Here is a 26480-nt window from a genome sequence, read left to right on the forward strand (position 1 = left end):
CCAAAAAAGATGGATAAAAAAAAGTACATTACACATCACAAAAAATGCAAAGTCTGTAATTATCGTGTTATAATTCAAAACTAAAAATTAAATAACATTATCTAAATCTTTTTTCAGCTCTTTGATTAATTTAAAGGGTTCAATTTTAAGAGCAATAGCCATTTTTAACCTCCAAACTGCATTAGGGATAGCAGCGGTATCCTTTGATGAAATGCAATGGAATCAAAGATAAAGCGAATAACCCGACCGAAGGGAATGCCCTTCTTCGACTTCGCTCAGGATTACACTAAAATAAATTATTTTTTTAATTTTTTGTAACTTTTTTGTAACTCCATCCGTATAACTATTTGTACACTTAAAATTAGAGGAGACAAAAACATGAGACAACTAAAAATCACCAAGCAGGTAACGAATCGTGAAACTGCATCATTAGACAAATATTTACAAGAAATTGGAAAAGTTGATCTTATCACCGCTGATGAAGAAGTAGAATTAGCTCAGAAAATTAAAGCTGGGGATCAAAGAGCCCTAGAGAAATTAACAAAAGCCAACCTACGTTTTGTCGTGTCGGTAGCAAAACAATATCAAAATCAAGGATTAACTCTTCCCGATTTAATTAACGAAGGAAACCTTGGACTTATAAAAGCAGCACAACGTTTTGATGAAACTCGTGGTTTCAAATTCATTTCGTACGCTGTATGGTGGATTCGTCAATCGATTTTACAAGCACTTGCTGAGCAATCTCGTATTGTACGTTTGCCATTAAACAAAATTGGTTCTATCAATAAAATCAACAAAATGTATGCGTTATTAGAGCAATCTAACGAGCGTCCACCATCTGCTGAGGAAATTGCAAAAGAACTTGACATGACGGTAAATGACGTAAAAGAGTCTATGAAAAACTCTGGTCGTCACCTTTCAATGGATGCTCCTCTTGTTGAAGGAGAAGATTCTAACCTTTACGATGTATTGCGTTCTGGAGAGTCTCCAAATCCAGACAGAGAATTAATTCACGAATCACTGCGTACTGAAATTGAGCGTTCACTTGAAACATTGACTCCTCGTGAGGCAGATGTGGTACGTTTGTACTTTGGTCTTGGTGATCAACACCCAATGACTCTTGAGGAAATAGGTGAAACATTTGACCTAACTCGTGAGCGTGTACGTCAAATCAAGGAAAAAGCAATCCGCAGATTGAAACATACTTCTAGAAGTAAAATACTTAAAACCTATCTAGGTTAATATAAAATACACCTCAATTAAAATTTTTAAAGCATTTGCAAAAGTAAATATTTATTTTTTTTAATTCAAAATGAACAACAGTTTGATTGACTGTTCGTTTTTTGATTGATGATTGAAACTCCGGCTGATTACCGGAGTTTTATTTTTTATCAATAAAACTCTCGGTCTGTTCGAGCACAGCTCTCGGGTTTCCGGAGTTTTATTTTTTATCAATAAAACTCTCGGTCTGTTCGAGCACAGCTCTCGGTCTGCTCCAGCACAGCTCTCGGGTTTCCGGACTTTTATTTTTAAAAATACCACAAGCGTCCCGATAGCACTTATCCTTCTGAAATACTAGACCACCATAACGCAACAACTATTTTTTTACAAAATCTTATTTGTTAACAATAATTCAACCTAAAACACTACATACAAACACATTAATTCCTATCTTTATTTCTAAAAACCAGAAAATAGATATGAAAAAACTAATTGTAGCACTGTCTTTACTAAGCATCATTGCATGTAAAAACAAAGAAAATGAAAATAATAGTGAACCTAGTCTTATGGAATCGGTTGAGAGTGTCAACAAACTCAGCAAGGCAGCAAACGACTTGAAAGAATACCAAAAACAAACCGAAAAGCTAAAAACTACTGAACCTGTTAAAAATGAAGTTTACAAAGAAGTACTCACAGAGACTTTTGAAAACCTAAAAAGAATTAACTACACCGCAGGAAACGCCGCTATGGTAGGACTCAGCTCAGCCGAAGCTACTTATGGAGACCAAGCTGGCAAAAACATCAAAATCAATATTTTTGACGGAGCTGGTGAATCTGGTAGTGCTTTAATTGCAATGACCCATATGGCAATTGCAATGGATATGGAATCCATTGATAATACCACAACCAAGAAAACAGAAGTAATCGACGGCATAAGAGCCCAAACGGAAAACGACACCAATCCTGATGCTTACAAATCATCATCGATTACTTATATTTACAATGACCGTTTTCAAGTAAGCTTAGAAGGTCAAAAAATACCATTAGACGAATTAAAATCGTACATGAAAAAACTGCAATTATCTAAATTAGATTAATTTACTTTTTTCAACATATTCAAGACCGTTTATTTATAGCATTCTGATGTTAGTATAAACTGTCTTTTTTATTTCTTCTTTTAAATTAAAGCAACAATTAGTTTTAACGTAATCTGATACAGATTTTTATTTTAAAAACTATCTTTGCAAAAACAACACTTACTTTAACTACTATGAAGAATACATTAATCGCACCCTCTGTACTTGCAGCTGATTTTGCCAACTTACAACGCGATATCGAAATGATTAACAACAGTGAAGCCGACTGGTTTCATATTGACATCATGGACGGTGTTTTTGTACCCAATATTTCTTTTGGAATGCCCGTACTTGAAGCCATTTCGCGACATGCTACAAAAACAATCGACGTTCACTTGATGATCATTGACCCCGACCGTTACATTAAAACGTTTGCCAACTTAGGAGCTAATATTTTATGTGTACACTACGAAGCTTGTACGCATTTACACCGTACACTTCAAGCAATCAAGGCCGAAGGAATGAAAGCTGGAGTTGCCTTAAACCCACATACAAATATTGACTTACTAGAAGATGTGATCAATGACATTGATTTGGTTTGCATCATGAGCGTAAATCCCGGATTTGGCGGACAGTCGTTTATAGAAAACACTTACGACAAAGTAAAAAAGCTGAAAGCATTAATCAACCGCAAAGGCGCTAACACTATTATTGAAATTGATGGTGGAGTAACCAATAAAAATGCAAAACAACTGGCCGAAGCAGGAGCTGACGTTCTTGTTGCAGGATCTTATGTATTTAAAGCCGAAAATCCTACTACCACAATTGCCGATTTGAAAAAATTGACAACGCTATAAAACTCTTAAAAGTCCATCTCCAAAAAGATGGACTTTTTTTTAACACTTTTTATACCGTAAAACAGCTATTCTAAATCACACCAAATAGCCATAATTAGTACACCGAGCATCCCATCACAATTATAGAAATCTTATTTTTGAATCAAAATAAAGAACATACCATAAAGAAACCCGAAAAGCAACCTATTTTTTTAACATAAAATCAATTTACTTGCCTATTGTTTATCAAAAAATATATTCTGACATTTGTAAATAATACCCAATTTACAAAGACAATCCTATTACACTTAATACCAGAATATTAATGAATAAAATTTATATTGCATTTGCATTGCTTACTGTACTTTGTTCGTATAGCCAAACAAAGTCGGCAGAGGATTACTATCGTTTAGCAAAGAATCAAGAGCTACTTAAAAATAATAAAGAAGCTTTTAAGGATTACACTCAAGCAATCGCACTAGATCCAACCTATGAAAAAGCATTTTACGCTAGAGCATTACTGCTAAACAACCAAAAAAAATATACTGAAGCAATCAATGATTACACGAAATCAATTGCCATTAATCCCAAATCAAGCAAAGCATATTACTCAAGAGCTATCAGCAAAAACAATCTAAAAGATTTTGACGGAGCACTAGAAGACTACAGCAAAACAATAGAACTAGACTCTTTATTTAGCAAAGCATATAACGACAGAGCTGAATTAAAATTCAAGATGAATCAACAAGAAAGCGGCTGTATTGACTTACACAAAGCTGGAGAGCTGGGATTTCCTTATCCCTTTGACTATATCAAGAACAGATGCAAATAAAAAAGAGCGATTTTACAATCGCTCTTTTTAACACCACATATTGTGTGATCAGATTTTTATTCGATAAATAAGCGATAAGGATAAACATTAGACGACCTATTTTTTAAATTTTTCATAAAACTTTCGCATAAGTAATCCCATTCTGTTGGCGATAGGTATCCTTTTTCAACTTCGTCTACTTTTAAATGAATATCCACCGTACGGCTAAATCCTTCTTTTAAAGAAATCTCTTTGCGCGTACCCTTTTCCACTCTAATTTCAGTTACACAACCTTTAAAATGACTGAAGCTAAATGCTTTTATATCGGCAAAAGTCACAACACGTCCTCGAGTTAATAAAGCATTGCGATAGGCCAAAATTCGGTTCTTATTATTTTGCTTATTTAAGCCACCTACGGTGTTAGTCATCAAAGTCACTTTATGACTGGCAAAATACAAATCATCTTTCGCTTCAAGTATTGTCCCTGCTTTAATATCATTTGCTTCCTCTGCACAAGTTGACCAATAGTTTATAGAGAAGGATTTACCTGTAGTTTCGTCAATTTTAGGTTTAATCATTAAGTAGGGCGCACTGTTTTTAGAAAAATTGCTCTCTTTAGCTTGTTGCTCTACCGAAGCCAGTAACTGATTGATCTCAACCAGCGAACTATTCATAAAATCTTTTCCGAGACTTGAAAAAGACGAACTCTCATCTTTCAACAAATCCAAAACATTTTGAAGTAATTCTGAAGCACTCCTACTATCAAATCGAGATACGCCGCCAGTCCTAAGGACAGCACTCCCCTCCTCCACAACACCATCTTTATACTCCTTTATCTCATAATGATTATTAAAAGTATCTACAACAGTATCTACATCCAAATATATATTATTATCAGTCTCCAAGGCTACGACCAATCAAAAGCATTATTCGAAGTCATTTGCGACGCCCATTAGCCAAAAAAATAGTTGCTGGCGAAGTAAAAGAAGGAGACCATATAGACGTTGTACTAGAAAATGGTGAAATCCTGTGGATTAAACAAACAGAACCAATAACACAGCTAGCTTAAAAACCTCAATCTAGACTTATACAAAAAGCCTCTAAAAATTAATTTAGAGGCTTTTTTTTTGTGGCCGCGACAGGGTTCGAACCTGCAACCCTCAGAGTCGAAATCTGATATTCTATCCAGTTGAACTACACAGCCAAAATAATTATTGATTACGGTATTAAAATCAATATCTAAAGCCGTAAATCAACGTTATTTTTTTTTATACCAATAATTTTTTAACTAGAGTAGAAATCACTTTCCCTTCGGCAGTTCCTCCTAATTGAGCTGAAGCCAATCCCATTACTTTACCCATAGATGCAATTCCAGACGCTCCAGTTTCAGCAATGATTTTTGCAATTACCGCTTCTATTTCTGCTACACTTAATTGTGCTGGCAAAAACTTCTCGATTACTGCAATTTGTGCCAATTCTGGTTCGGCTAAGTCTAAACGATTTTGTTCTGTAAAGATTCTAGCGCTTTCTTTACGTGTTTTTACTAATCTTTGTAATAATTTAACCTCGTCATCCTCTGAAATTTCTTCTTTAGAGCCAGATGCTGTTTGTGCTAATAAAATCTCCGATTTGATTGCTCTTAAAGCTTCTAATGCTACTGTATCTTTGGCTCTCATGGCAGTTTTCATTTCGTCCATGATTTGTGTTGATAAACTCATAATTCTTTATTTTTTTGATTAACCAATTATGCAATCGGCTATGGATTGTTGTTATTAAAACGCTATTCTTTTTTTTGCCCCAGATGGTAGTGAAAAGCCTTTGCAGGGAAAAATGTATTTTTTATTGACCTTAAAAAGCGACTTTAGAAGCTCTTTTAAGGGCTTATAAAAAAACATTTTTTACAAAAAGCTTGAAACGACAGCTGGATTAAGGCTCAAATTCATACTTGTATTTAATGCCGTGCGAAGATAAAAAAAATAACCCGAAAATTAAATTCAATTTTCGGGCTAGATCCTAATTGTTATTCGAGAATTAATCTACGTTGTCGTGCAAATATGAATTATTTGAACGCAATTGCAAATCATTGTTACTATCTGTTCCAACTGATATTCTAGAATTAGTATTTGTAGACTGTGTATTTGAGATGTCTATTCCTAATCTTTTATATGCTGGTTCTTTTTCGTACTCATCAATTTTAGAAACATTGTTATGAAACTTGTAATTGAATTCTTTTAATTTTTTTCTTCTTTCTTCAGCTCTAAGTTTCAAAGTTTCTTCGATTGTCATTTCCATTGGAGACACTTCTTCAAGTTTTGAGGCTGTATTTGTAGTAGTCTCTACTTGTTTCATGGTGATGTTCATCTCTGCAGGAACTACCTCTTCTACGACTTTAGAAACTGGTTTTGAAGATATAAACTCGTTTTCAACTTCCATATACTCTTCCAGAGAATATTTGATGATTCCGTTGTCTGACAATTCAGTTACTGGAACAAATTGAACTGGTTGGTTTACTTTTATTTCGCGTGTTTCATTTGTTAGTTCAAACAAAACTTTCTCTTCTTTCACTTCTTCTACTACAGGTTCTGGTTTTGAAAGTGGCAAATCAAACGAAAAAGTAGTTTGCTCTTGTCTTTCAATTGCTTTTGGCTGCTCTACTTCTATAGCTACTGGTGCTTTTGGAGTTGTAAAAGTAAAATCGATATCTTTTATTGGAGAAACGATTTCAAAAGTTACGTCTATGTTTTTAATAAATTCAGACATTGCTAACAACTCCTCGTTACCAGGAACTGGAACAATAGGTGCTGGAGCTACTTTGTCTTCTAATAGATCAAAAACGATTCGCTCTTCATTGTTTGCTTTAGGTGTTTCTGTCTCTAAGTCAAAAGCTGGAACAGCGTTTTTAGATAAATTATAAACATTGCTTTGCTCGTCTTCAAGAGCGTGTATTATTTTTTTTGGTTCCGTATTTACGATTCCGTTTTGTTGTTCAATATCAAAACCAGTTGCAATAATAGTTACTGCAATAGCATCTCCAAGAGTTTCATCTTCACCAACACCCATAATAATATTGGCATTGTGACCTGCTTCATTTTGAATATGGTCATTGATTTCTCCTATTTCATCTAAAGTGATTTCATTAGAGCCAGAAACGATGAGCAACAATACGTTTTTGGCACCTGTTATTTTGTTATCATTTAATAATGGAGAATCTAAAGCAGAAACGATTGCCTCTTTAGCTCTGTTTTCACCTTCAGCAATTGCTGATCCCATGATTGCAGTTCCGCTATTTGACAATACGGTCTTAGCATCACGCAAATCGATATTTTGAGTATAGTGATGTGTTATTACTTCGGCAATACCTCTAGAGGCTGTTGCTAAAACTTCATCGGCTTTTGAAAATCCAGCTTTGAAACCAAGGTTTCCATACACTTCTCTCAATTTATTGTTGTTGATCACAATTAATGAGTCTACTTGTTTACGTAGTTTTTCAATACCAATTTTAGCTTGCTCTTGACGCACTTTCCCTTCAAACAAGAATGGAAGTGTTACAATCCCTACAGTAAGTATTTCTCTTTCTTTGGCTAATTGTGCAATTACTGGCGCAGCACCTGTTCCGGTACCTCCACCCATTCCTGCAGTGATAAAAACCATCTTTGTGTTGCGGTCTAACATCTTTTCGATCTCGGCTATACTTTCAATCGCTGATTGTTGACCAACATCAGGGTTTGCTCCAGCTCCTAATCCTTCGGTAAGGTTTACCCCTAGCTGGATTTTATTAGGAACGGCGCTACTTTGTAATGCCTGAGAATCAGTATTACAAACGATAAAATCTACCCCTTTAATTCCTTGTTTAAACATGTGGTTTATAGCATTACTACCACCTCCACCTACACCAATTACTTTGATTACATTTGATTGATTTTTTGGTAAATCAAATGAAATATTTCCAAATTCTGAGTTGCTCATCATTTTATTTGGTTTTTGATATTAATTATTACTGTTTTATTATATAGTTGGGTTTAAAACCCTATTCTGCGTTATCTAAAAAATCTTTTATTTTATCGACATAGCGATCAAAAAACGATCTTTTTATTTTGTCTCCTGTAGATTCTTCTTTTTTGAGATCCTCTACAATGCGCTCCTCTTCTTCGTCTACCCTCATATCCTCATAGCTTTCTACTATTGGAGTTCTGTAAGCAGTAGGCTTGGGTTTTGGAGTTTCTTCCTTTCTAACGGCGCTTTGCGTTTTATTTTCAATACTATTCATTACTAGACCAACTGCAGTTGCATATAATGGGCTTGAAAATTCCTCATCAGAGTCGCCTGCTAAATGTTCGTTAGGATATCCAATTCTAGTATCCATTCCGGTAATATACTCTACCAGTTGTTTGATATGCTTTAACTGCGCTCCTCCTCCGGTTAAAACAATTCCTGCAATTAATTTCTTGCGAGGATCTTCATGACCATACGCTTTAATCTCTGTGAACACCTGCTCAATAATTTCAACAACACGTGCATGAATTATTTTGGATAGGTTTTTTAAAGAAATCTCTTTTGGTTCTCTTCCTCTTAATCCTGGAATAGAAACAATTTCGTTGTCTTTGTTTTCACCTGGCCAAGCTGAACCAAATTTTACTTTTAGTAACTCGGCTTGTTTTTCAATGATCGAACAACCTTCCTTAATGTCATCTGAAATCACATTTCCTCCAAAGGGGATTACTGCTGTATGGCGAATAATTCCATCTTTAAAAATAGCCAAATCAGTTGTTCCACCACCTATATCAATTAAAGCAACACCTGCTTCTTTTTCTTCTTGACTTAAAACCGCATCTGATGATGCTAATGGCTCTAAGGTTAATCCAGACAATTCAATACCTGAACTTTGAATGCATCTACCTACATTACGGATCGATGAGGCTTGCCCAACAACAACGTGAAAACTAGATTCTAGTCTTCCACCGTACATTCCTATTGGTTCTTTAATTTCAGATTGCCCATCAATTTTGAACTCTTGCGGCAAAACGTGTATAATTTCTTCTCCTGGCAACATGGCCAATTTATTCACTTGGTCAATCAACAATTGAATATCTGCGCCGCCAATCACTTCTTCAGGATTTGTTCGACTGATATAGTCTGTATGTTGAATACTACGAATGTGTTGCCCTGCAATCCCTACAACAACATCTTTAATTTTATAGCCTGAGTTGATCTCTGCATCATGTATTGCTTGTTGAATAGACTGTATTGTTTGTGTAATATTATTAACCACACCTCTGGCTACACCCAAACTTTTGGATTTACCAACTCCCAAGATTTCCAACTTACCATACTCGTTCTTTTTACCAATCATGGCAACGATCTTGGTAGTCCCAATATCTAGACCCACTGCAATATTCTCTTTTTCCATTATCTATTTATTTTGTACAAACTACTTGTTTCGTAAATCTCAGGTCAATCTTTTTATATTTATACAATGTGCTATCTACAACTGCCTTTTGAAAAAAGGCTTTATAATCTTTAAATTTTTGCTCGACATTCACCATTCTACCAAAATCAATTTGATAATTATAATTTCTATTGAACATTTTTAAGCTACCATTGGGCATAATTTCAATGGCAATGATGTTTTTTTTCAAAAAATCATCGTCATAAATCATCTTAAATAATTGGGATAACTCCTGCTTATTATGCTTGTTAAATTTACCCGAAACCAACAAAACTCTAGCCGTAAAATTATCAGACAATGGCATCACACCACCCTCATAGTCAATGTAAAAAGAGTTGTTTTGTTCCAGAACTCTAGCAACCGGAGTCTTTTGTTTTACTACTGCTTTTAGGACACCATCAATACTTACAAATACATCTGATTTCTCAATCATAGCATTTGAATTCAGCATCTTTTCTATCTTATTCAAAGCTAACCCATCTTTTTCAATGCTTGAAGCATTTAATTTATTTTCTATTAACAATTTATTAACCGTTTCTTTTTTGATAAAAAGAGCGTCATCTCCTACAAAAACAACTACGGATTTCTTAAGTTTTCTCTTATCATTTCGATTTGATGTAAACGAAAACAGGAAAATTACTAATCCGAACATGAGAACCAATCTTATATTTGTCCAATTAAATAGTTTCATTTAGTGCTTCTTTTATCGATACAACCATTTCTCCAATATCACCTGCTCCAATTGTTACAATTACTTGCGCGTCACTTTCTAATATATTTGCTATTATGTTTTCTTTTAAAACTAATTTTTTATGTTGATTGTCTATTTTATTCAATAACCAACTTGAGTTTATTCCTTCAATAGGCAACTCGCGTGCTGGGTAAATTTCCATTAAAAGCAGTTCGTCAAATTTTGACAAGCTTGCCGCAAAATCATCAGCAAAATCTTTTGTTCTACTGAATAAATGAGGCTGAAAAATAGCTAAGACTTTTTTAGTTGGATACAGCTCTCTCACTGCTTGATGAACGGCATCAATCTCAGTAGGATGATGTGCATAATCATCAATATATACTAAATTATCTGACTTAATTTGGTATGAAAATCTTCTTTTCACTCCTTTGAATGAAGCTAAGGCTGTTGCAATTGCATCGGTTGGGGTGCCGAATATCTCAGCCATTGCAATAGCCATTAAAGCATTCATCAAATTATGTCGTCCTGGTAATCCAAAACGGAAATCTTTTAAAATCCCTTTTGGTGTTTTTATATCAAATACATAGCTTCCGTTATCGATACGCACGTTAAACGCCGTATACACGGAATCCTCATCAACCGCTACTGTTACCCCTTTTAACGGCAGATCAGTAGTGATAAACAACTTGCTTTTGTCTTGTATTTTATCTGCAAATTCTATAAACGACTCTTCGATTGCATCACTTGTTCCATAGATATCTAAATGATCTGCATCCATTGATGTTATACAGGCAATATTAGGATGTAAATGCAAGAAAGAACGATCAAACTCATCTGCTTCTACTACAGTAATCGTTTTACCGCTACCTATTAAGTTCGAGTTGTAATTTTCGACTATTCCACCTATGAAGGCAGTAACATCGGCACCACTTTCATACAAAATATGGCCTAAAATACTCGAGGTTGTTGTTTTTCCATGCGTTCCCGCTACAGCAAAACAAAACGTATCTTTGGTGATAATCCCCAAAACTTCAGCTCTTTTCTTTACTTCAAAGGCATTATCCAAGAAATAATTCCACTCTGAATGTAGTTTAGGGACAGCTGGCGTTATAATCACCAAGGTGTTTTCGACTTTAAAATCTTTCGGAATTAAAGCTACGTTATCTTCAAAATGAATTGCGATACCACTTTGCTCTAATTCTTTAGTCAAAGCTGTAGGCGTCTTGTCATAACCCGCAACTTGCTTCCCAATATTCTTAAAATATCGAGCCAAGTTACTCATACCGATACCACCGATACCTATAAAATAAACGTTATGTATTTGATTTAAATTCATCTTTATTTTTTAGATCTAATTATTGACTATTTAGAAAAAACAAACTGCCTTTTATAATTCTACTTTTACTACTTAATTAACTTTACAATTTCATCTACAATTTGCTTTGTAGCTTGCGGTAGTGCTAATTGTTTAATATTTGTACGCAGCTGTTGTTGCTTTGTACTGTCATTGATAAGCGATTGGAAAACCGTTGCGAACTGCGTATCTAAGTCGGATTCTTTCAATAATATAGCTCCGTCTTTATCTACAATTGCTTTTGCATTTTTTGTTTGATGATCCTCAGCTACATTAGGAGACGGAATAAAAACTACTGGCTTACCTACGATGCATAACTCTGAAACCGATGAAGCTCCTGCGCGAGAAATAATAACATCTGCAGCAGCATAAACAAAATCCATTTTTTCGATAAAAGAAACAACTTGTACCTGAGGCGAATTGTATTTCTTATAATATTCAAAATATAATTTCCCGCATTGCCAGATTATCTGAACATTTTGAGAAAGGATATTTTCCATTTCTTTTTCTATCAGTTGATTTACTCTTCTAGCACCAAGGCTTCCGCCAAGAACTAGTAGTGTTTTTTTATTAGCATCTAAATTAAAATAAGCAATAGCATCATTTCTTTTGCTTTCGATATCAATTAAATCTTGACGAACAGGGTTTCCTGTCAACACCATTTTCTCTGCTGGAAAAAAGCGTTCTAAATTTTCATAAGCCACGCAAATTGCACTTGCTTTTTTACTCAACAACTTATTTGTGATACCAGGATAAGAATTTTGTTCTTGAATAACAGTAGGAATTCCCATTGTATTTGCCATTTGTAATAATGGTCCACTAGCAAAACCACCTGTTCCTATAACTGCATCAGGTTTAAAATCTTTTATAATTTTTCTTGATTTCCATAAACTATTAATGAGTTTAAACGGAAACATTGCATTTTTTAAATTAATCTGACGCTGTAAACCTGCAATCCACAATCCTTTTATTTCATAACCCGCTTGTGGCACCTTTTGCATTTCCATTTTGTCTTTGGCTCCAACAAAAAGGAATTTAGCATTAGGGAAACGCACTTTTAATTCATTAGCAATTGCAATTGCAGGATAAATATGTCCTCCAGTCCCTCCACCACTTAATATGAATTTGTATTGTTTCATTTTAATTTAAAATTACTATTGAGACGTACGCAATAATCTATTATTTATTTAGCACCGCATCCATAGGATTGGCTGCTTTATCTTCGATCGAATAATCTGAATTTAACACTTCCTCTGAAGCTAACTCATCATCAATTAATTTTTGAAGGGCTTCCTCTCTTTTAGCTGCAACTTTTAACTCTTCCTCTATTTCTTCATCCTTCTTAGTAACGCTAATAATGATTCCGAGCGCAAAACAAGTCATCCAGATTGAACTACCTCCACTACTAATTAACGGTAATGTTTGTCCTGTAACTGGTAGCAACTCTACAGCAACCGCCATATTGATCATTGCTTGAAATATCATGGGAAAACCGAGACCAATGACCACTAATTTGCCAAATAGCGTATTTGCTTTATGTGAGGCAATTACAAATCGAAATAACAATAAGAGATACAAAGTTAATACCCCAAGACCTCCCAACAATCCATATTCCTCAACAATAATGGCATAAATAAAATCAGAAGACGACTGTGGTAAAAAATTCTTCTGGACACTTTTTCCAGGTCCTAATCCATAAATCCTACCGGAGGCAATTGCTATTTTGGCTTTTTCTATTTGATAGTCATCTTCATCGGGCTTATCAGTAGTAAAATTTTCGATTCGGCTACTCCATGTACTTACCCTACTAAAAAACCTAGACTCGGGGAACGCTTTTGAAATAAGTACAAAAAATGCTAAAAAAACAATCCCTGAACCAACGATAAAAGCAATGTACTTAATGGGATACTTCCCGATGAAAACTAACATCAACACCATTGAAAATATCAATGCTGTTGTAGAGAAGTTAGCCGGTAATATTAGACCTAAAGTAAAAAAAACAGGTGCCCACAACTCCTTTAATGACTCTTTGAAATCAATAGGTTCTTCTCTTGTTTTAGACAAATACCTAGCCACAAAAATAAATAAGACCAACGAAGCTAATGTCGAGGTTTGAAATGTAATCCCAACAAAAGGTATTTGAATCCAACGGCTCGCATTTGCGCCAGCGATAACAGTCCCTTTCACCAAAGTATAAAGAAGCAAAATCCAAACAACAGGCAATCCTATTTTTGACAATGCTCTAAAATAATGGTAAGGCACTTTGTGTACTACGAAAATGATACCAAAACCGATACAAATATGAGCCAAATGTTTTACCAAATAGCCTAAGGTGTTCCCTGTACCATGACCTAAATAAGCCAAATTACTACTGGCGCTAAAAACAGGCATAAACGAAAACAGAGCCAATAAAGCCACAAATGACCATATTACTCGATCTCCTTTTAAATTACCTATTAATTGCTTCATAATTAAAACTTTAAAACCATTTATTACAACACAGAACTATTTAATAGCACCATATAATACCACACTAACTACAAATTCTTCACAGCATCTTTGAACTGTCTTCCTCTGTCTTCATAATTTTCAAACAAGTCAAAACTCGCGCAAGCAGGTGATAATAAAACGGTATCTCCTTTTTCGGTCAAACGATTTGCCATTCGCACCGCATCAGACATATTATTTACTTCCACCATCATATCCACAACATTTCCAAAAGCGTCAATAATTTTTTTATTATCCACTCCCAAACAAATGATTGCTTTTACTTTCTCACGAACTAAAGCCATCAACTCATTGTAATCATTTCCTTTATCAACACCTCCTACAATCCAAACTGTAGGGGAGTTCATGCTATCTAGAGCAAAGAAAGTAGCATTTACATTCGTCGCTTTTGAATCATTGATATACTCCACATTTTGGATTTTCAATACTTTCTCTAAACGGTGCTCTACTCCCTGAAAATTAGACAAACTCTCACGGATTGTTGCTTTTCGTATTTGCATCAACTTTGCCACAGAGGTAGCGGCCATTGCATTCTTCATATTATGCTTTCCTTCTAATGCAATTGTTTCAGTTTCCATTCTGAATTCCTCTTGGTTGATTGATACTTCCATACTATTGTTTTTTATAAATGCTCCTTCAGTGAATGTTTTAGTCAATGAAAAAGGGATTAGTTTTGCTCTTGTTTTGTTGCTCTTTAACCAGTTTGTGATGGCTTCATCATCTGCGTCATATATGAGGTAATCATCCTCTGTTTGATTCATTGTTATTCTAAATTTTGAATCAATATAATTCTCATATTTATAATCGTATCGGTCTAAATGATCCGGACTAATATTGGTAATAATGGCTATATGCGGTTTGTAATTGATTATTCCATCCAATTGAAAACTACTCAATTCTAAAACATAAGAATCATACGTATCATCCGCCACCTGCCAAGCAAAGCTCTTACCGATATTACCTCCTAAACCAACATTTAAACCTGCCGATTGCAATAAATGATAGGTCAACATTGTTGTGGTCGTTTTACCATTACTTCCTGTTATCCCGATCGTAACCGCTTTTGTAAAAGGAGCTGCAAACTCAATTTCTGATATCACAGGAATTCCTTTTTCGACTAGTTTTTTAACTATTGGTACTTTCTCCGGAATACCAGGGCTTTTCATGACCACATCGGCATTCAAAATTAGCTCTTCAGTATGTTGTTCGTCTTCAAAAGCAATCCCATTATTAACCAGAACTTCTTTGTAACTGTCTTTTATTTTACCAAAATCCGAAACGAAAACTTCGTATCCTTTTTTCTTTCCTAGAATAGCTGTCCCTACTCCGCTTTCTCCTCCTCCTAATACTACTAATCTCATGTTATCTTAATTTTAAAGTAACGATTGAAAGTATAGCTAGCATTATAGCTACAATCCAGAATCGAGTTACAATTTTACTTTCATGATAGCCTTTCTTCTGATAATGATGATGTAAAGGCGACATTAAAAAAATCCTTCTTCCCTCGCCAAAACGCTTCTTGGTATACTTGAAATAACTTACCTGTAAGACCACCGAAAAGTTTTCGACCAAGAAAATCCCACACAACAATGGAATCAACATCTCTTTTCGTACTGCAATTGCTAATACAGCTATCACACCTCCTATGGTTAAACTCCCCGTATCCCCCATAAATACTGATGCTGGGTACGAATTGTACCAAAGAAATCCAATTAAAGCTCCTGTAAAAGCAGCTATAAAGACGGTCATCTCTCCCGAATTTGGGATGTACATTATATTTAGGTAATTCGAAAAAATAATATTTCCAGAAACAAAAGTAAAAATACCCAGTGCCAAGACCGATATAGCCGAGGTTCCTGCCGCAAGACCATCGATACCATCTGTTAAATTGGCACCGTTTGAAACTGCTGTTATAATAAAAATCACAATCGGTATAAAAACAATCCAAGCCCATTTTTCATAACCATCTCCTGTCCAAGCTAATAATTCGGCATAGTCGAACTCATTATTTTTAAAAAACGGAATCGTAGTAGCCGTAGATTTCTCTTCTATCGGTGTTTGATACACTACATTTTCGGTCGTCGTTTTAAAAACATCTGTTTTACCAGTATCCGTTCGTACGGTAACACTTGGATTAAAATAAAGCACTGTACCTACAATTAAACCAAGACCTACTTGACCAAAAACTTTGAAAATTCCTTTTAATCCTTGTTTGTCTTTTTTGAAAATTTTGATATAATCATCTACAAATCCTATCGTTCCCATCCACAAAGTGGTTACAATCAACAAGACGATATAAATATTATGCAATTTGGCAAATAAGAAAACAGGCAATAATGTTGCAAAAATGATAATCAAACCACCCATTGTAGGTGTACCCGCTTTTTCATTTTGACCTGCTAATCCTAATTCACGTACTGTTTCACCTACTTGTTGATTGCGTAAAAAATTAATGATTCTTTTACCGTAAACAGTAGATAACAATAATGACAACAAGAACGCTAATGCCGATCTGAAAGTGATGTATTGAAAAACACCAGTTCCAGAAATGTTCATTGTTTTGTTTAAATATTCAAATAAGTAATACAGCATATTTTACTATTTATGAAGTTGTTCTAATAATTCTTTTACAATTTTCATATCATCAAAATCATGACGAACGCCATTGACTTCTTGATACGTTTCATGCCCTTTTCCTGCTATTAAAATAATATCATTGGGCTGTGCTAATTGGCAAGCCGTTTTAATTGCTTGCTTTCTATCTGTAATTGATACAATTTTTTTAAAATTTTGAGCCGCAACTCCCACTTCCATTTCGCTTATAATAACAGCTGGATCTTCATTTCTAGGATTGTCTGATGTAAGGATCGCTTTATCACTTAATTCCGATGCAATACCCGCCATGATAGGGCGCTTTGTTTTATCTCTATTCCCTCCACAACCTACAACTGTAATCAATTGCTCGTTCTTGGTTCGAATATCATTTATTGTTTTCAAAACATTCTCAAGTGCATCCGGCGTATGTGCATAGTCCACAATCGCTGTCACATTCGAATCCGAAACAATGTACTGAAACCTACCTGACACACTCTCTAACTCTGACAATAGTCTTAATGTTTCTAGACTATCTAATCCTAATTGTATGGCCGTTCCATAAATTGCCAACACATTATAAGCATTAAAGGTTCCTATTAATTTAACCCAAACCTCATTGCCATCCACTTTCAATAGTAAGCCTGATAATTGATTTTCTAAAATTTGCGCTTTGTAATCGGCATACGATTTTAAAGCGTAAGTGCGCTTTTTAGCAAGAGTATTTTGCATCATTACCGCTCCATTCTTATCGTCAATATTTGATAATACAAATGCTGATTTAGGAAGATTGTCGAAGAATGATTTTTTCACATCTCTGTATTCTGCAAAAGTGGGATGGTAATCTAAATGATCGTGCGATAAATTTGTAAACACACCACCAGCAAAGAATAAAGCTTCGGTACGTTTTTGATGCACACCATGTGAGCTCACTTCCATAAAACAATAAGCAACTTCAGCCGCTTTCATTTCGGCCAAATAATGATTTATTGTAAGTGAATCTGGTGTTGTATGAGTTGCTTTATACTCTACATCATCTACCATTATTTTTACAGTAGATAATAACCCTACTTTAAAACCTGCTTTTTTAAATAATTGATACAACAATGAAGCAATTGTCGTTTTACCATTAGTCCCTGTAATCCCAACTAATTTTAAACTTTCGGAAGGGTTTCCATAAAAATTAGCCGCCATAAAAGCAAGCGCCTTATTGGTATCTGTTACTTGCACATAAGTGACCCCGTCTACAAAAGAAGCTGGAAAAGTATCGCAAACTATTGCTACTGCCCCTAACTCAATTGCTTTCTGAATGTAATCATGACCATCCGAAACAGAACCACGAATTGCTATAAAAACATCATTTTGTTCTAGTTTTCTAGAATCAAAATCAATTTTATTTACAGCCACTTCCGTTGAACCCTGAACCGCCTCAATCGCTACATTATATAATATGTCTTTTAGTATAATCACAGTAATTCTAGTGTTATAGTTGTGTTTTTTATAATATTTTGTCCCGCTTGCAAGGATTGTTTTTTTACCTTCCCTATCCCTACCGCTTTAACATGAACTCCTAAATTTTCCAATAAAGCAATCGCATCCATACCCGGCATACCCTTCACATTAGGAATTAACTGTTGCGGTTTTTGTAACTTAGCAAAGTATTGATTATAACTATCCTCTTGTTTTTGGATTTTCTTGTCTAGCTTTTTTATTTCATTTGTCGAAGGCACATCTGTAAATATCTTTTGCGCGATTCTTTTAAAAACTGGCCCCGCTACATCGGCTCCGTAATAATTATTATTAATTGTACTTGGTTTATGAACTACTACAATACAAGAATACTTAGGATGATCTGCCGGAAAATAACCCACGAATGAAGAGGCATAATACATATCTCTTTTTCCGTTTTTACCATAATTTACCTGCGCAGTTCCTGTTTTTCCTGCCATAGAAAAGTCTTTGGAATACAACTTTGACCCCGTTCCTTTTTTAACCACATTAGCCAAAACAGCTTTTAATTTTTTGATTGTTTCTGGCGAACAAATCCTAGGATTGATCACTTCCTTTTCAATCTTTACGATCGATTTATTCCACTCTTTAATTTCGGATATAAATTGTGGTTTTACCATCACTCCGTTATTTGCAACAGCATTATAAAAAGCTAAAGTTTGCATTGGCGTAACCGAAACCCCATATCCAAAGGCCATCCAAGGCAAAGAAATATTAGACCAGTTTTTATCTGTAGGCTGTGGGACATAAGGCCTTCCTTCTCCTTCAAAATCCATGTGTAACTTGCTATTTAATCCATAAGAATTAACATGATTCACAAACTTTGAAGGGTTGTTTTTATAGTTCTCATAAACCGCTTGAACCATCACCGTATTAGACGACAACTCAAAACCTCTAGCCAATGATATTTTACCATAACCTCCTTTATGAGAGTCTTGCACTACTTTTCCTGAATATCGTATTTCTCCACCGTAGGTGTTATATACTTTACTGGTATCAACTAGTTTATCATCTAGCAGCGCCATTAAATCGGCCAATTTAAAAGTTGATCCAGGCTCATGCGATTCTGCTACGGCATAATTAGTAGTTTCATAATAGGTGCCATCACTAGCTCTTCCTAAATTAGAAATTGCTTTTACTTTCCCTGTTTCCGTTTCCATTACCACAACACATCCATGATCAGCCTGATAATCTTCTAACTGTTTCAATAATGCATGATGCGCAATATCTTGTATATAAACATCGATTGTTGAAATCACATCATATCCATCCTGTGGATCAACCTCATTGACATCACGAATAGGCTTCCATTGTCCTTTGGCAATTTTTTGTTTTAAAATTTTACCATCCTTACCGTTAAGGTATTTTCTATAAGCCCATTCTATTCCTTTTCCATCCGAAGTTCCGTTAGAATTTCGTCGTTCGTACCCTATGGTTCTCTCGGCTATTTTTCCTATTGGATGCTCTCTAACTGTTTTTTGTTCTACTATAATCCCGCCTTTATAACCTCCTAATTTGAATAAAGGAAAACCTTTAATTTTCATATAATCCGTATAACTCAAATCGCGAGAAATCAAATAATACCTATTATTATTGGCCCTAGACCTCCTTAACTCATTTTGATAATAGCTACTTGTTTTTCCTAAAACCGATGCAAGAGAATCAGACAATGACTCTACATTCTTTTCAAACGCTTCACTTTTTGGCGCCAAGGCATCAAAACGGATTTCGTAATTTGGAATCGAAGTTGCCAATAAACTCCCATCAGCCGAATAGATATTTCCTTTGTTTGCAGGAATCACAAAATTCTTAACCGTTCTTTCTTTGGCTAATTTTCTATAGTAATCACCTTCGACCCATTGAATATTGGTCAATTTCACAGCAATTGCAATCGCTACTAAAAAAATAGCAAATGCAACAAGGTAGATTCGGTACGATATGTATTTATCTTCTACTGCCATAATTTTTTAAGAAAACTAGTTTCCTCTACTTTTTTTACTTTTATCTTAACTGGAGGTACCGTTGCTGGAAAAATGCCTTTTTCAATCATCTTAGCAGAAACTGTTGACTCCATTTTTAATTTCATTAATTGTGAGCGTCTATCAACAAATTCAGATCTCAATTCCTTTACCTCTGATGTCAACTGTGCTATTTGAAACACCTTTTGTTCATATCGTTGTGTATTAGCGATCATGATAATTGCTAACAGAATCAAGAACACTATAAAACGCCAATTTTTAATCGCATCATCATCGATTAAAAACTTAGCTTTCAATATGCCGTAAACTCCTTGCTTCATTTTTGTTTATTTCTTTTCGGCTATTCTTAATTTGGCACTTCTTGCTCTATTATTCACCTTGATCTCCTCGTTTCCAGGAATGATTAATTTACCCACCGTTTTAAATGGAACAGAAAAATTTCCAAAAAAATCGCGTTCAGGCTCACCATCAAACATCCCGTTTTTCATGAAACGCTTCACTAATCGATCCTCAAGTGAGTGGTACGAAATAACACTTAACCTGCCCTCTGGACTGAGGATCTCTAGAGACTGCTCCAGAAACTCTTTTAACACATCCATTTCTTGATTTACCTCAATACGAATTGCCTGATAAATCTGGGCTAGTATTTTGTTTTTAACTCTTTCGGGTAAATGTTTAGCCAAGACTTCCTTTAATTCATCGGTGGTTTTAATTGGCTGTGCCTCTCTAGCGTCTACTATCGTTCTCGCTAGAACTGCAGCATTTTTCAACTCACCATAATCTAGAAAAACTCTTTTTAAATTTGCTTCGTCATATTCATTGACAACTTTATTAGCATTCAGATCATTTTTTTGACTCATACGCATGTCTAAGTCGGCATCAAATCGCGTAGAAAAACCTCTTTCGGCAACATCAAACTGATGGGACGAAACACCCAAATCACCTAAAATTCCATCTACACTTTTCACACCATAAAAACGTAAAAAACGCTTGATGAATCGAAAGTTCTCATTAATAAGAACAAATCGTTCATCATCCAAAGCATTGGCTAACGCATCTTCATCTTGATCAAATGCAAAAAGCTTCCCATCTGGTCCTAGCCTGCTCAAAATTTCTTTTGAATGACCACCACCACCAAATGTTACATCTACATATATACCGTCAGGCTTAATATTTAAACCGTCTACTGATTCTTTTAATAAAACTGGATTATGATATTCCATTGTCATCATCATTTAAATTTCCCATTACATCTTCTGCCAAGTCAGCAAAATCCATATCATCACCACTTATTGATTTTTCATATAAATCTTTGTCCCAGATTTCAACAATATTCACTGCCGATGAAAAAACAACATCTTTTGCAATACTTGCAAAACCTACTAAATCCTTAGGTACTAATAACCTACCCAAAGAATCAATCTCTACGACTTTTACACCTGCAGTAAACCTGCGTATAAAATCATTATTCTTCTTAACAAATCGATTCAACTTATTGATTTTTAACATCATTGCATCCCATTCACTCATGGGATACAACTCTAGACAAGGCTGAAAAACAGAACGCTTCAAGACAAAACCGTCTTGAAGAGAAGGCGCTAATTGCTTCTTGAGAGGCGCTGGCAACAGCACCCTCCCTTTGGCATCGACCTTACATTCATATGTTCCTACAATTGTGTTCAAGCAAAGATTTGTTAAAATGATATAGAGCAAAAATATAAAAAATATTACCACTTTCTACCACATTCTACCACTTTGTTGATAAGTTTACCCACTTTTACCCCAAAACCCTTAATTTTTACACGCTCAGCACGTTAGCCACTTTTTTATTTGAACCAAGGAATGTTCATACTATCAAAAATGAGACTGAATTATATTTAAAAAATTAACGTTCCAACAGCATTATTTACAATCGAAAAACGAAACAAAAACAAAAAAGAGCATCACTTTAAAGCTCGAAACAAGATAAAACTGAGAATGCAAGATTATCTCCTCAAAAATCAGCTGCAAAAATTCTTTTTAATTTATTAAATCCTATATTTGTGAAAATTGAAAACCGCATTCAAAACAAATGGAAAAAAACTATAAAAAAGAAGGCAGATACAGCTATTATGAAGCTGGAGAAGGAACACCTATTGTAATACTACATGGGCTAATGGGAGGATTGAGCAATTTTGATGCAGTTGCAGAATATTTTTCTAACAAAGGATATAAAATAGTTATTCCAGACTTACCACTATACACCCAAAATATTTTAAAAACCAATGTTAAAAACTTTGCCAAATACGTCAAGGATTTTATCACATTTAAAGGTTTTGACAGAGTAATACTTTTAGGAAATTCACTAGGAGGTCACATCGCATTGTACCATACTAAAATGTACCCCGAAAAAGTAGCAGGACTTGTAATCACAGGTAGTTCAGGACTTTATGAAAGCGCCATGGGAGATAGTTACCCAAAAAGAGGGGACTACGAATACATTAAGAAAAAAGCTGAAGATGTATTTTATGACCCGAAAATTGCAACACCAGAACTTATTGATGAAGTATACGCATCTGTAAACGATCGTATTAAATTGATAAAAACATTAACTATTGCCAAAAGTGCCATTAGACACAACATGGCAAAAGACCTTCCAAAGATGCATGTTCAAACTTGTATTATATGGGGGAAAAATGATAAAGTAACACCTCCAGATGTAGCCGAAGAGTTTAACAAATTATTGCCTAATTCTACACTATATTGGATTGATAAATGTGGACACGCTGCCATGATGGAAGTACCAGACGAATTTAACCGTCTTTTAGATGAGTGGCTAACTAACACGCATTTATCAGCACATTAATCCTACAAAGGAGAATTTACACCTAGAAAAAATGAAAATTAACACTGCCGAATTTATAATAAGTAATTCAGACGTCACTAAATGTCCGAAAGATTTTTTACCGGAATACGCTTTTATTGGTCGATCGAACGTAGGGAAATCTTCCTTAATAAACATGCTGACCAATCAAAAAAAATTAGCAAAAACATCTGGAAGACCTGGTAAAACACAACTTATCAATCACTTTTTAATCAATAACAATTGGTTCTTAGTCGATTTACCTGGATATGGATATGCAAAGGTTTCAAAAAAAACCAAATCAGTTTTCCAACAATTTATCACCGATTATTTTGAAACAAGAGAGCAATTAGTTTGCGCATTTGTATTAATCGATATCCGTCACGAAGCGCAAGCTATTGACGTAGAATTTATGTCGTATATGGGTGAAAGCGAAATTCCGTTTTGCATTATCTTTACAAAAGCAGATAAAATTAGTAAAGTAAAAATCGACTCTCATATTGCTGCCTACAAGAAAAACATGTTTGCTAATAATTGGGCCGAAATGCCTCACTATTTTGTGACTTCAGCAACAGAATCAATCGGAAAAGAAGAACTTTTAAGCTATATAGACGAGGTAAATCAAGAGGTTTTTAAAAACAATAATCAGTTTTAAAACATGCTACAAGCAATAATCTAGAGAGAAAAATGCATAAAAAAACCCTTTATAAATTTGCCTTAATAGTACTTGTTTTAGTGTTTTTCGTTTCTTGCAAAAGCAACACCTATATATTAACGAATAATAAGTCCAAGACAGGTGTCGATTTTACCCATGGAAAATGGCTATTAAATCAATTAGACTGTCCTTCCACTAACATTAACAAACTCAAAGAAGAGGCTACTGATTTCTTTATCGAAAATTTAAATGAACGGTATTTCTATCGTGAGAATGTTACCGCATTACTAATCCCCGATCAAATTCCTTTAAACCCGAACAAACAAAAGCTTAAAGAATTAAAAATTGGAACTGGATTTGACTATTTTATAAATATCTCTTCGAGGAAAAATAAAGATCAAATAGGGGTAATTGGTTTATATGAAGACGAATACTCCACTGGACAAAACCAAAGCGAGGTTACTGTAGAAATATACGATCTAAACCTGCAAGAGATCATTTACTCTCAAAGAGCAATAGGCACCGAACGAGCTAAACAAACAAAGTCAGTTTGGGAAACTCAAAAGTCTAATAAATTAATTGACAACATATCCTTTCATAAAAGCGCCAATAAACTAATGATTGGTTCTTTAAAAAAAATATTGAGAGATTTAAAAACCAAATCAATCACCAAATAAAAAAAGTGCTACTTCTACAAGTAGCACTTTTTTTTATAATTAAATCCCTGATTTCAATTCTAATTTTTCGGCAAAATACTCACAAAAATCCCTCATGGTATCCGCCATTTTATCATCGCCAGTCGCTCTTTGAAAAGTATCAGCCATTGCCACTAAGGTTTGATGAAAGAAAATTTTCATTTCATCTACTGGCATTTCTTTGGTCCACAAATCAATACGCATACTCTCCTTAACCTTACTATCCCATACAGACAACATTATCGCCTTTGCTTCATCTAACTCTACTCCACCGTCCTTGGCAGACCAAAGCAATTTTTCAGGAACACGGTTCTCATCTAACTCTACTAGAAATTTAATTTCTGATCTATTTATATTTGACATTACTTTTTTGGTTTATATTTTGACTTTTCAAAAACTTCTTTTGAATTTACTTTTAATAATTCTTGCAAAGATACTTCATTGTTATTCATATAGGAGCGCACAATTTGCCAACCTATCCAAGCACCCACTTGACCTGGTGATTCATTATCGATTTCTAAATAAAACTTAGAAAAAGGTGCTGGAGCAACAAATCTGGGAATCAATTTTTGATCATCACTATACAACATTTCTTTTTCGATAAAATAACGCCATATATAACTCTCATTCTCCTCACACCATTTAAGTTCCTCTGGCGTGTACCCTATCTTTTCATTATCAGTATAATCTGGCAGTAACATATCCTTTAAGTACAACTCTTTTCCAGCATAAATCATATTAGAAAGCAAGTTCTTTTCTTGATTTGGAGGAGTTATATACTTAAAAAAGCTAGCAACAACATCAGGAGCAATTTGTTTTTGCTCAAAATTTTGCTTGATGTAATTTGGAAACTGATAAAATTTGTGCTCTTTACCTAAATATAACTCCAGCGCAACAATCACTAAACTATCTGCATAAATAGCTTTATTATTGTAATCCATCTCCGAGATCACCGTAATCACTTTTGGCGTTTTCGTTTTAGGAAAATAATATTTCATGTGCTGAAACAGCGCTGTCAAATCGGTTTTTGTAGGCTCAAAGTCCTCATACTTTTTTTCAACCTCTGCATACAACTCGCGCCATTGTGGGTTTTGCATCTTCTCTAACCAAATCGAATCATCATTTGCTGCCGGAAAGAAAAAAGGGAATTTAGCTTTTATTTTACCTAAATCTTGAGGCTTTGTTTCAAAAAAAATCTTGTCAAAACGCTCCACTTTTACCGTAACAGGAACAGCACTAACCTCTCTCTCAATCTTATCCTTCTTACCGCAAGAAATAAAAAAACAGCAGAGAACTAAACTATATGTAAATACTTTCATTTTTTTTATTTAAATTTGCAATTGAAATACCACTCAAAAACAATATCCTACTATTTTGATCATGCAAATATACATTGCTCGTTCTTAAAAGTTAATTATTATGGCTAAAAAAAATACTATTCAAGTTGAAAAGGTAAATACGCATATTGTAAACTGGCTAAAAAATTATGCCACTAATGCAAATGTTAAAGGCTTTGTTGTAGGGATCTCTGGAGGAATAGACTCTGCAGTAACCTCAACACTTTGCGCTCAAACTGGACTAGAAGTCCTATGTGTTGAGATGCCAATTCACCAACATCAAAGCCATGTTAACAGAGGACGAGAACACATTAAACAATTGCAAGATCGATTTTCGAACGTATCAAGTGTAGAAGCAGACTTAACTGACAGCTTTGAAACATTAAAAAAAACATTACCAACAGTAAACATAGAAGAGCACACGCTCAACTTGACTTTAGCTAACACTAGAGCTAGGTTGCGCATGACTACGTTGTACTATTTTGCTGGAATTCGTGGATTATTAGTTGCTGGAACCGGAAACAAGGTAGAAGATTTTGGCGTGGGGTTTTACACAAAATATGGTGACGGAGGTGTAGACCTTAGTCCCATAGCTGATTTGATGAAATCAGATGTTTTTGCATTAGGGGCTTATTTAAAAGTTCCACAATCTATCTTAGAAGCTTCGCCTTCGGACGGATTGTTTGGAGATGAGAAAACAGATGAACAACAACTTGGCGCAAGTTATGATGAATTAGAATGGGCAATGCTAATTGACGAAGAAAAATCGTCGCAGGAAAATTTTACGGAAAGAGAGAAAATTGTTTACCAAATTTACAAAAGGCTAAACAAAATCAATCAACATAAAATGATTTCTATACCTGTGTGTCAAATTGACGTAATTTAATCGTCTTTTACACACATTAATTAGTGAATACCCGTTTTTTTA

At 34.7% G+C, this 26480-nt stretch carries 26 protein-coding genes and 1 tRNA gene; 9 read left to right on the forward strand and 18 right to left on the reverse strand.

Going from position 1 to position 26480, the window contains the following annotated elements; genetic code table 11:
• The first annotated feature begins 378 nt into the window (after positions 1-378).
• The 4 genes from H8R24_RS00955 (at position 379) to H8R24_RS00970 (ending at position 3965) form a co-directional block, all read left to right on the forward strand.
• Positions 379-1242 carry a sigma-70 family RNA polymerase sigma factor gene (locus H8R24_RS00955; protein WP_026707723.1) on the forward strand — a complete coding sequence of 288 codons (864 nt, stop codon included), beginning with the start codon at positions 379-381 and terminating at the stop codon, positions 1240-1242.
• Positions 1243-1700: 458 nt separating this feature from the next.
• Entirely contained in the window at positions 1701-2318 is a 618-nt protein-coding gene (locus H8R24_RS00960) for a hypothetical protein (protein WP_187016703.1), read from the forward strand.
• A 173-nt stretch (positions 2319-2491) separates the two neighbouring features.
• Positions 2492-3154, forward strand: coding sequence for a ribulose-phosphate 3-epimerase (rpe, locus tag H8R24_RS00965; protein ID WP_187016704.1), 663 nt, complete (start codon positions 2492-2494; stop codon positions 3152-3154).
• Positions 3155-3458: 304 nt separating this feature from the next.
• Entirely contained in the window at positions 3459-3965 is a 507-nt protein-coding gene (locus H8R24_RS00970; protein WP_187016705.1) for a tetratricopeptide repeat protein, read from the forward strand.
• Positions 3966-4021: 56 nt separating this feature from the next.
• Here the strand turns inward: H8R24_RS00970 and H8R24_RS00975 are convergent, their stop codons facing one another.
• Positions 4022-4825 (reverse strand): hypothetical protein, encoded by an 804-nt coding sequence (locus H8R24_RS00975; RefSeq protein WP_225876748.1) that lies wholly within the window; start codon positions 4823-4825, stop codon positions 4022-4024.
• Positions 4826-4884: 59 nt separating this feature from the next.
• On the opposite strand from H8R24_RS00975, the gene H8R24_RS00980 reads away from it, so the two are divergent.
• A complete protein-coding gene (locus H8R24_RS00980) occupies positions 4885-5013 on the forward strand; it encodes a hypothetical protein (protein ID WP_222617341.1) in 129 nt (42 codons plus the stop codon).
• Positions 5014-5074: 61 nt separating this feature from the next.
• Here the strand turns inward: H8R24_RS00980 and H8R24_RS00985 are convergent.
• The 15 genes from H8R24_RS00985 to H8R24_RS01055 form a co-directional block, all read right to left on the reverse strand.
• Positions 5075-5148 (reverse strand) — tRNA-Arg (locus H8R24_RS00985).
• Between the two features lie 64 nt (positions 5149-5212).
• Positions 5213-5662 (reverse strand): GatB/YqeY domain-containing protein, encoded by a 450-nt coding sequence (locus tag H8R24_RS00990; protein WP_187016706.1) that lies wholly within the window; start codon positions 5660-5662, stop codon positions 5213-5215.
• 313 nt (positions 5663-5975) lie between these two features.
• Complete coding sequence (ftsZ, locus tag H8R24_RS00995; protein WP_187016707.1) at positions 5976-7913, reverse strand: cell division protein FtsZ; 1938 nt, start codon at positions 7911-7913, stop codon at positions 5976-5978.
• A 58-nt stretch (positions 7914-7971) separates the two neighbouring features.
• The gene (ftsA, locus tag H8R24_RS01000) at positions 7972-9351 is read right to left on the reverse strand and encodes a cell division protein FtsA (protein ID WP_187016708.1); all 1380 of its coding nucleotides are present in this window, start codon (positions 9349-9351) and stop codon (positions 7972-7974) included.
• A 7-nt stretch (positions 9352-9358) separates the two neighbouring features.
• Positions 9359-10081 (reverse strand): cell division protein FtsQ/DivIB, encoded by a 723-nt coding sequence (locus H8R24_RS01005; RefSeq protein WP_187016709.1) that lies wholly within the window; start codon positions 10079-10081, stop codon positions 9359-9361.
• Entirely contained in the window at positions 10068-11417 is a 1350-nt protein-coding gene (gene murC / locus H8R24_RS01010; protein WP_187016710.1) for a UDP-N-acetylmuramate--L-alanine ligase, read from the reverse strand. Before murC ends, H8R24_RS01005 begins: the two co-directional genes overlap by 14 nt.
• A gap of 68 nt (positions 11418-11485) precedes the next feature.
• Positions 11486-12574 carry an undecaprenyldiphospho-muramoylpentapeptide beta-N-acetylglucosaminyltransferase gene (gene murG / locus H8R24_RS01015; RefSeq protein WP_187016711.1) on the reverse strand — a complete coding sequence of 363 codons (1089 nt, stop codon included), beginning with the start codon at positions 12572-12574 and terminating at the stop codon, positions 11486-11488.
• Between the two features lie 40 nt (positions 12575-12614).
• Entirely contained in the window at positions 12615-13904 is a 1290-nt protein-coding gene (locus H8R24_RS01020) for an FtsW/RodA/SpoVE family cell cycle protein (protein WP_187016712.1), read from the reverse strand.
• Between the two features lie 68 nt (positions 13905-13972).
• On the reverse strand, positions 13973-15304 hold the full coding sequence (gene murD, locus H8R24_RS01025; protein WP_187016713.1) for a UDP-N-acetylmuramoyl-L-alanine--D-glutamate ligase: 1332 nt from the start codon (positions 15302-15304) through the stop codon (positions 13973-13975).
• A 1-nt stretch (position 15305) separates the two neighbouring features.
• Positions 15306-16535 (reverse strand): phospho-N-acetylmuramoyl-pentapeptide-transferase, encoded by a 1230-nt coding sequence (gene mraY / locus H8R24_RS01030; RefSeq protein ID WP_187016714.1) that lies wholly within the window; start codon positions 16533-16535, stop codon positions 15306-15308.
• 6 nt (positions 16536-16541) lie between these two features.
• Positions 16542-18005: a UDP-N-acetylmuramoyl-L-alanyl-D-glutamate--2,6-diaminopimelate ligase gene (locus H8R24_RS01035; protein WP_187016715.1), complete on the reverse strand. Its 1464-nt coding sequence runs from the start codon at positions 18003-18005 to the stop codon at positions 16542-16544.
• The gene (locus tag H8R24_RS01040) at positions 18002-20005 is read right to left on the reverse strand and encodes a penicillin-binding protein (protein ID WP_187016716.1); all 2004 of its coding nucleotides are present in this window, start codon (positions 20003-20005) and stop codon (positions 18002-18004) included. The genes H8R24_RS01035 and H8R24_RS01040 overlap by 4 nt, the downstream gene beginning before the upstream one ends.
• Positions 19996-20343, reverse strand: a complete 348-nt coding sequence (locus H8R24_RS01045; RefSeq protein ID WP_187016717.1) for an FtsL-like putative cell division protein — start codon at positions 20341-20343, stop codon at positions 19996-19998. The genes H8R24_RS01040 and H8R24_RS01045 overlap by 10 nt, the downstream gene beginning before the upstream one ends.
• A 6-nt stretch (positions 20344-20349) precedes the next feature.
• Entirely contained in the window at positions 20350-21258 is a 909-nt protein-coding gene (rsmH, locus tag H8R24_RS01050; RefSeq protein ID WP_187016718.1) for a 16S rRNA (cytosine(1402)-N(4))-methyltransferase RsmH, read from the reverse strand.
• The gene (locus tag H8R24_RS01055) at positions 21233-21706 is read right to left on the reverse strand and encodes a division/cell wall cluster transcriptional repressor MraZ (protein ID WP_187016719.1); all 474 of its coding nucleotides are present in this window, start codon (positions 21704-21706) and stop codon (positions 21233-21235) included. The genes rsmH and H8R24_RS01055 overlap by 26 nt, the downstream gene beginning before the upstream one ends.
• A 388-nt stretch (positions 21707-22094) precedes the next feature.
• Here H8R24_RS01055 and H8R24_RS01060 point away from each other — a divergent pair, with 388 nt between their 5' ends.
• The 3 genes from H8R24_RS01060 to H8R24_RS01070 are packed head-to-tail and all read left to right on the forward strand — an operon-like array spanning position 22095 to position 24197.
• Entirely contained in the window at positions 22095-22868 is a 774-nt protein-coding gene (locus H8R24_RS01060; protein ID WP_187016720.1) for an alpha/beta fold hydrolase, read from the forward strand.
• A gap of 31 nt (positions 22869-22899) precedes the next feature.
• Positions 22900-23520, forward strand: a complete 621-nt coding sequence (yihA, locus tag H8R24_RS01065; RefSeq protein ID WP_187016721.1) for a ribosome biogenesis GTP-binding protein YihA/YsxC — start codon at positions 22900-22902, stop codon at positions 23518-23520.
• A 32-nt stretch (positions 23521-23552) separates the two neighbouring features.
• A complete protein-coding gene (locus tag H8R24_RS01070) occupies positions 23553-24197 on the forward strand; it encodes a hypothetical protein (RefSeq protein ID WP_187016722.1) in 645 nt (214 codons plus the stop codon).
• 39 nt (positions 24198-24236) lie between these two features.
• Here the strand turns inward: H8R24_RS01070 and gldC are convergent, their stop codons facing one another.
• A complete protein-coding gene (gene gldC / locus H8R24_RS01075; RefSeq protein ID WP_187016723.1) occupies positions 24237-24578 on the reverse strand; it encodes a gliding motility protein GldC in 342 nt (113 codons plus the stop codon).
• Positions 24578-25534, reverse strand: a complete 957-nt coding sequence (gene gldB, locus H8R24_RS01080; protein WP_187016724.1) for a gliding motility lipoprotein GldB — start codon at positions 25532-25534, stop codon at positions 24578-24580. Before gldB ends, gldC begins: the two co-directional genes overlap by 1 nt.
• Positions 25535-25634: 100 nt before the next feature.
• On the opposite strand from gldB, the gene nadE reads away from it, so the two are divergent.
• Positions 25635-26438: an NAD(+) synthase gene (nadE, locus tag H8R24_RS01085; protein ID WP_187016725.1), complete on the forward strand. Its 804-nt coding sequence runs from the start codon at positions 25635-25637 to the stop codon at positions 26436-26438.
• Positions 26439-26480 lie beyond the last annotated feature (42 nt).

The organism is Flavobacterium muglaense, from assembly GCF_014305155.1.
GTDB lineage: Bacteria > Bacteroidota > Bacteroidia > Flavobacteriales > Flavobacteriaceae > Flavobacterium > Flavobacterium muglaense.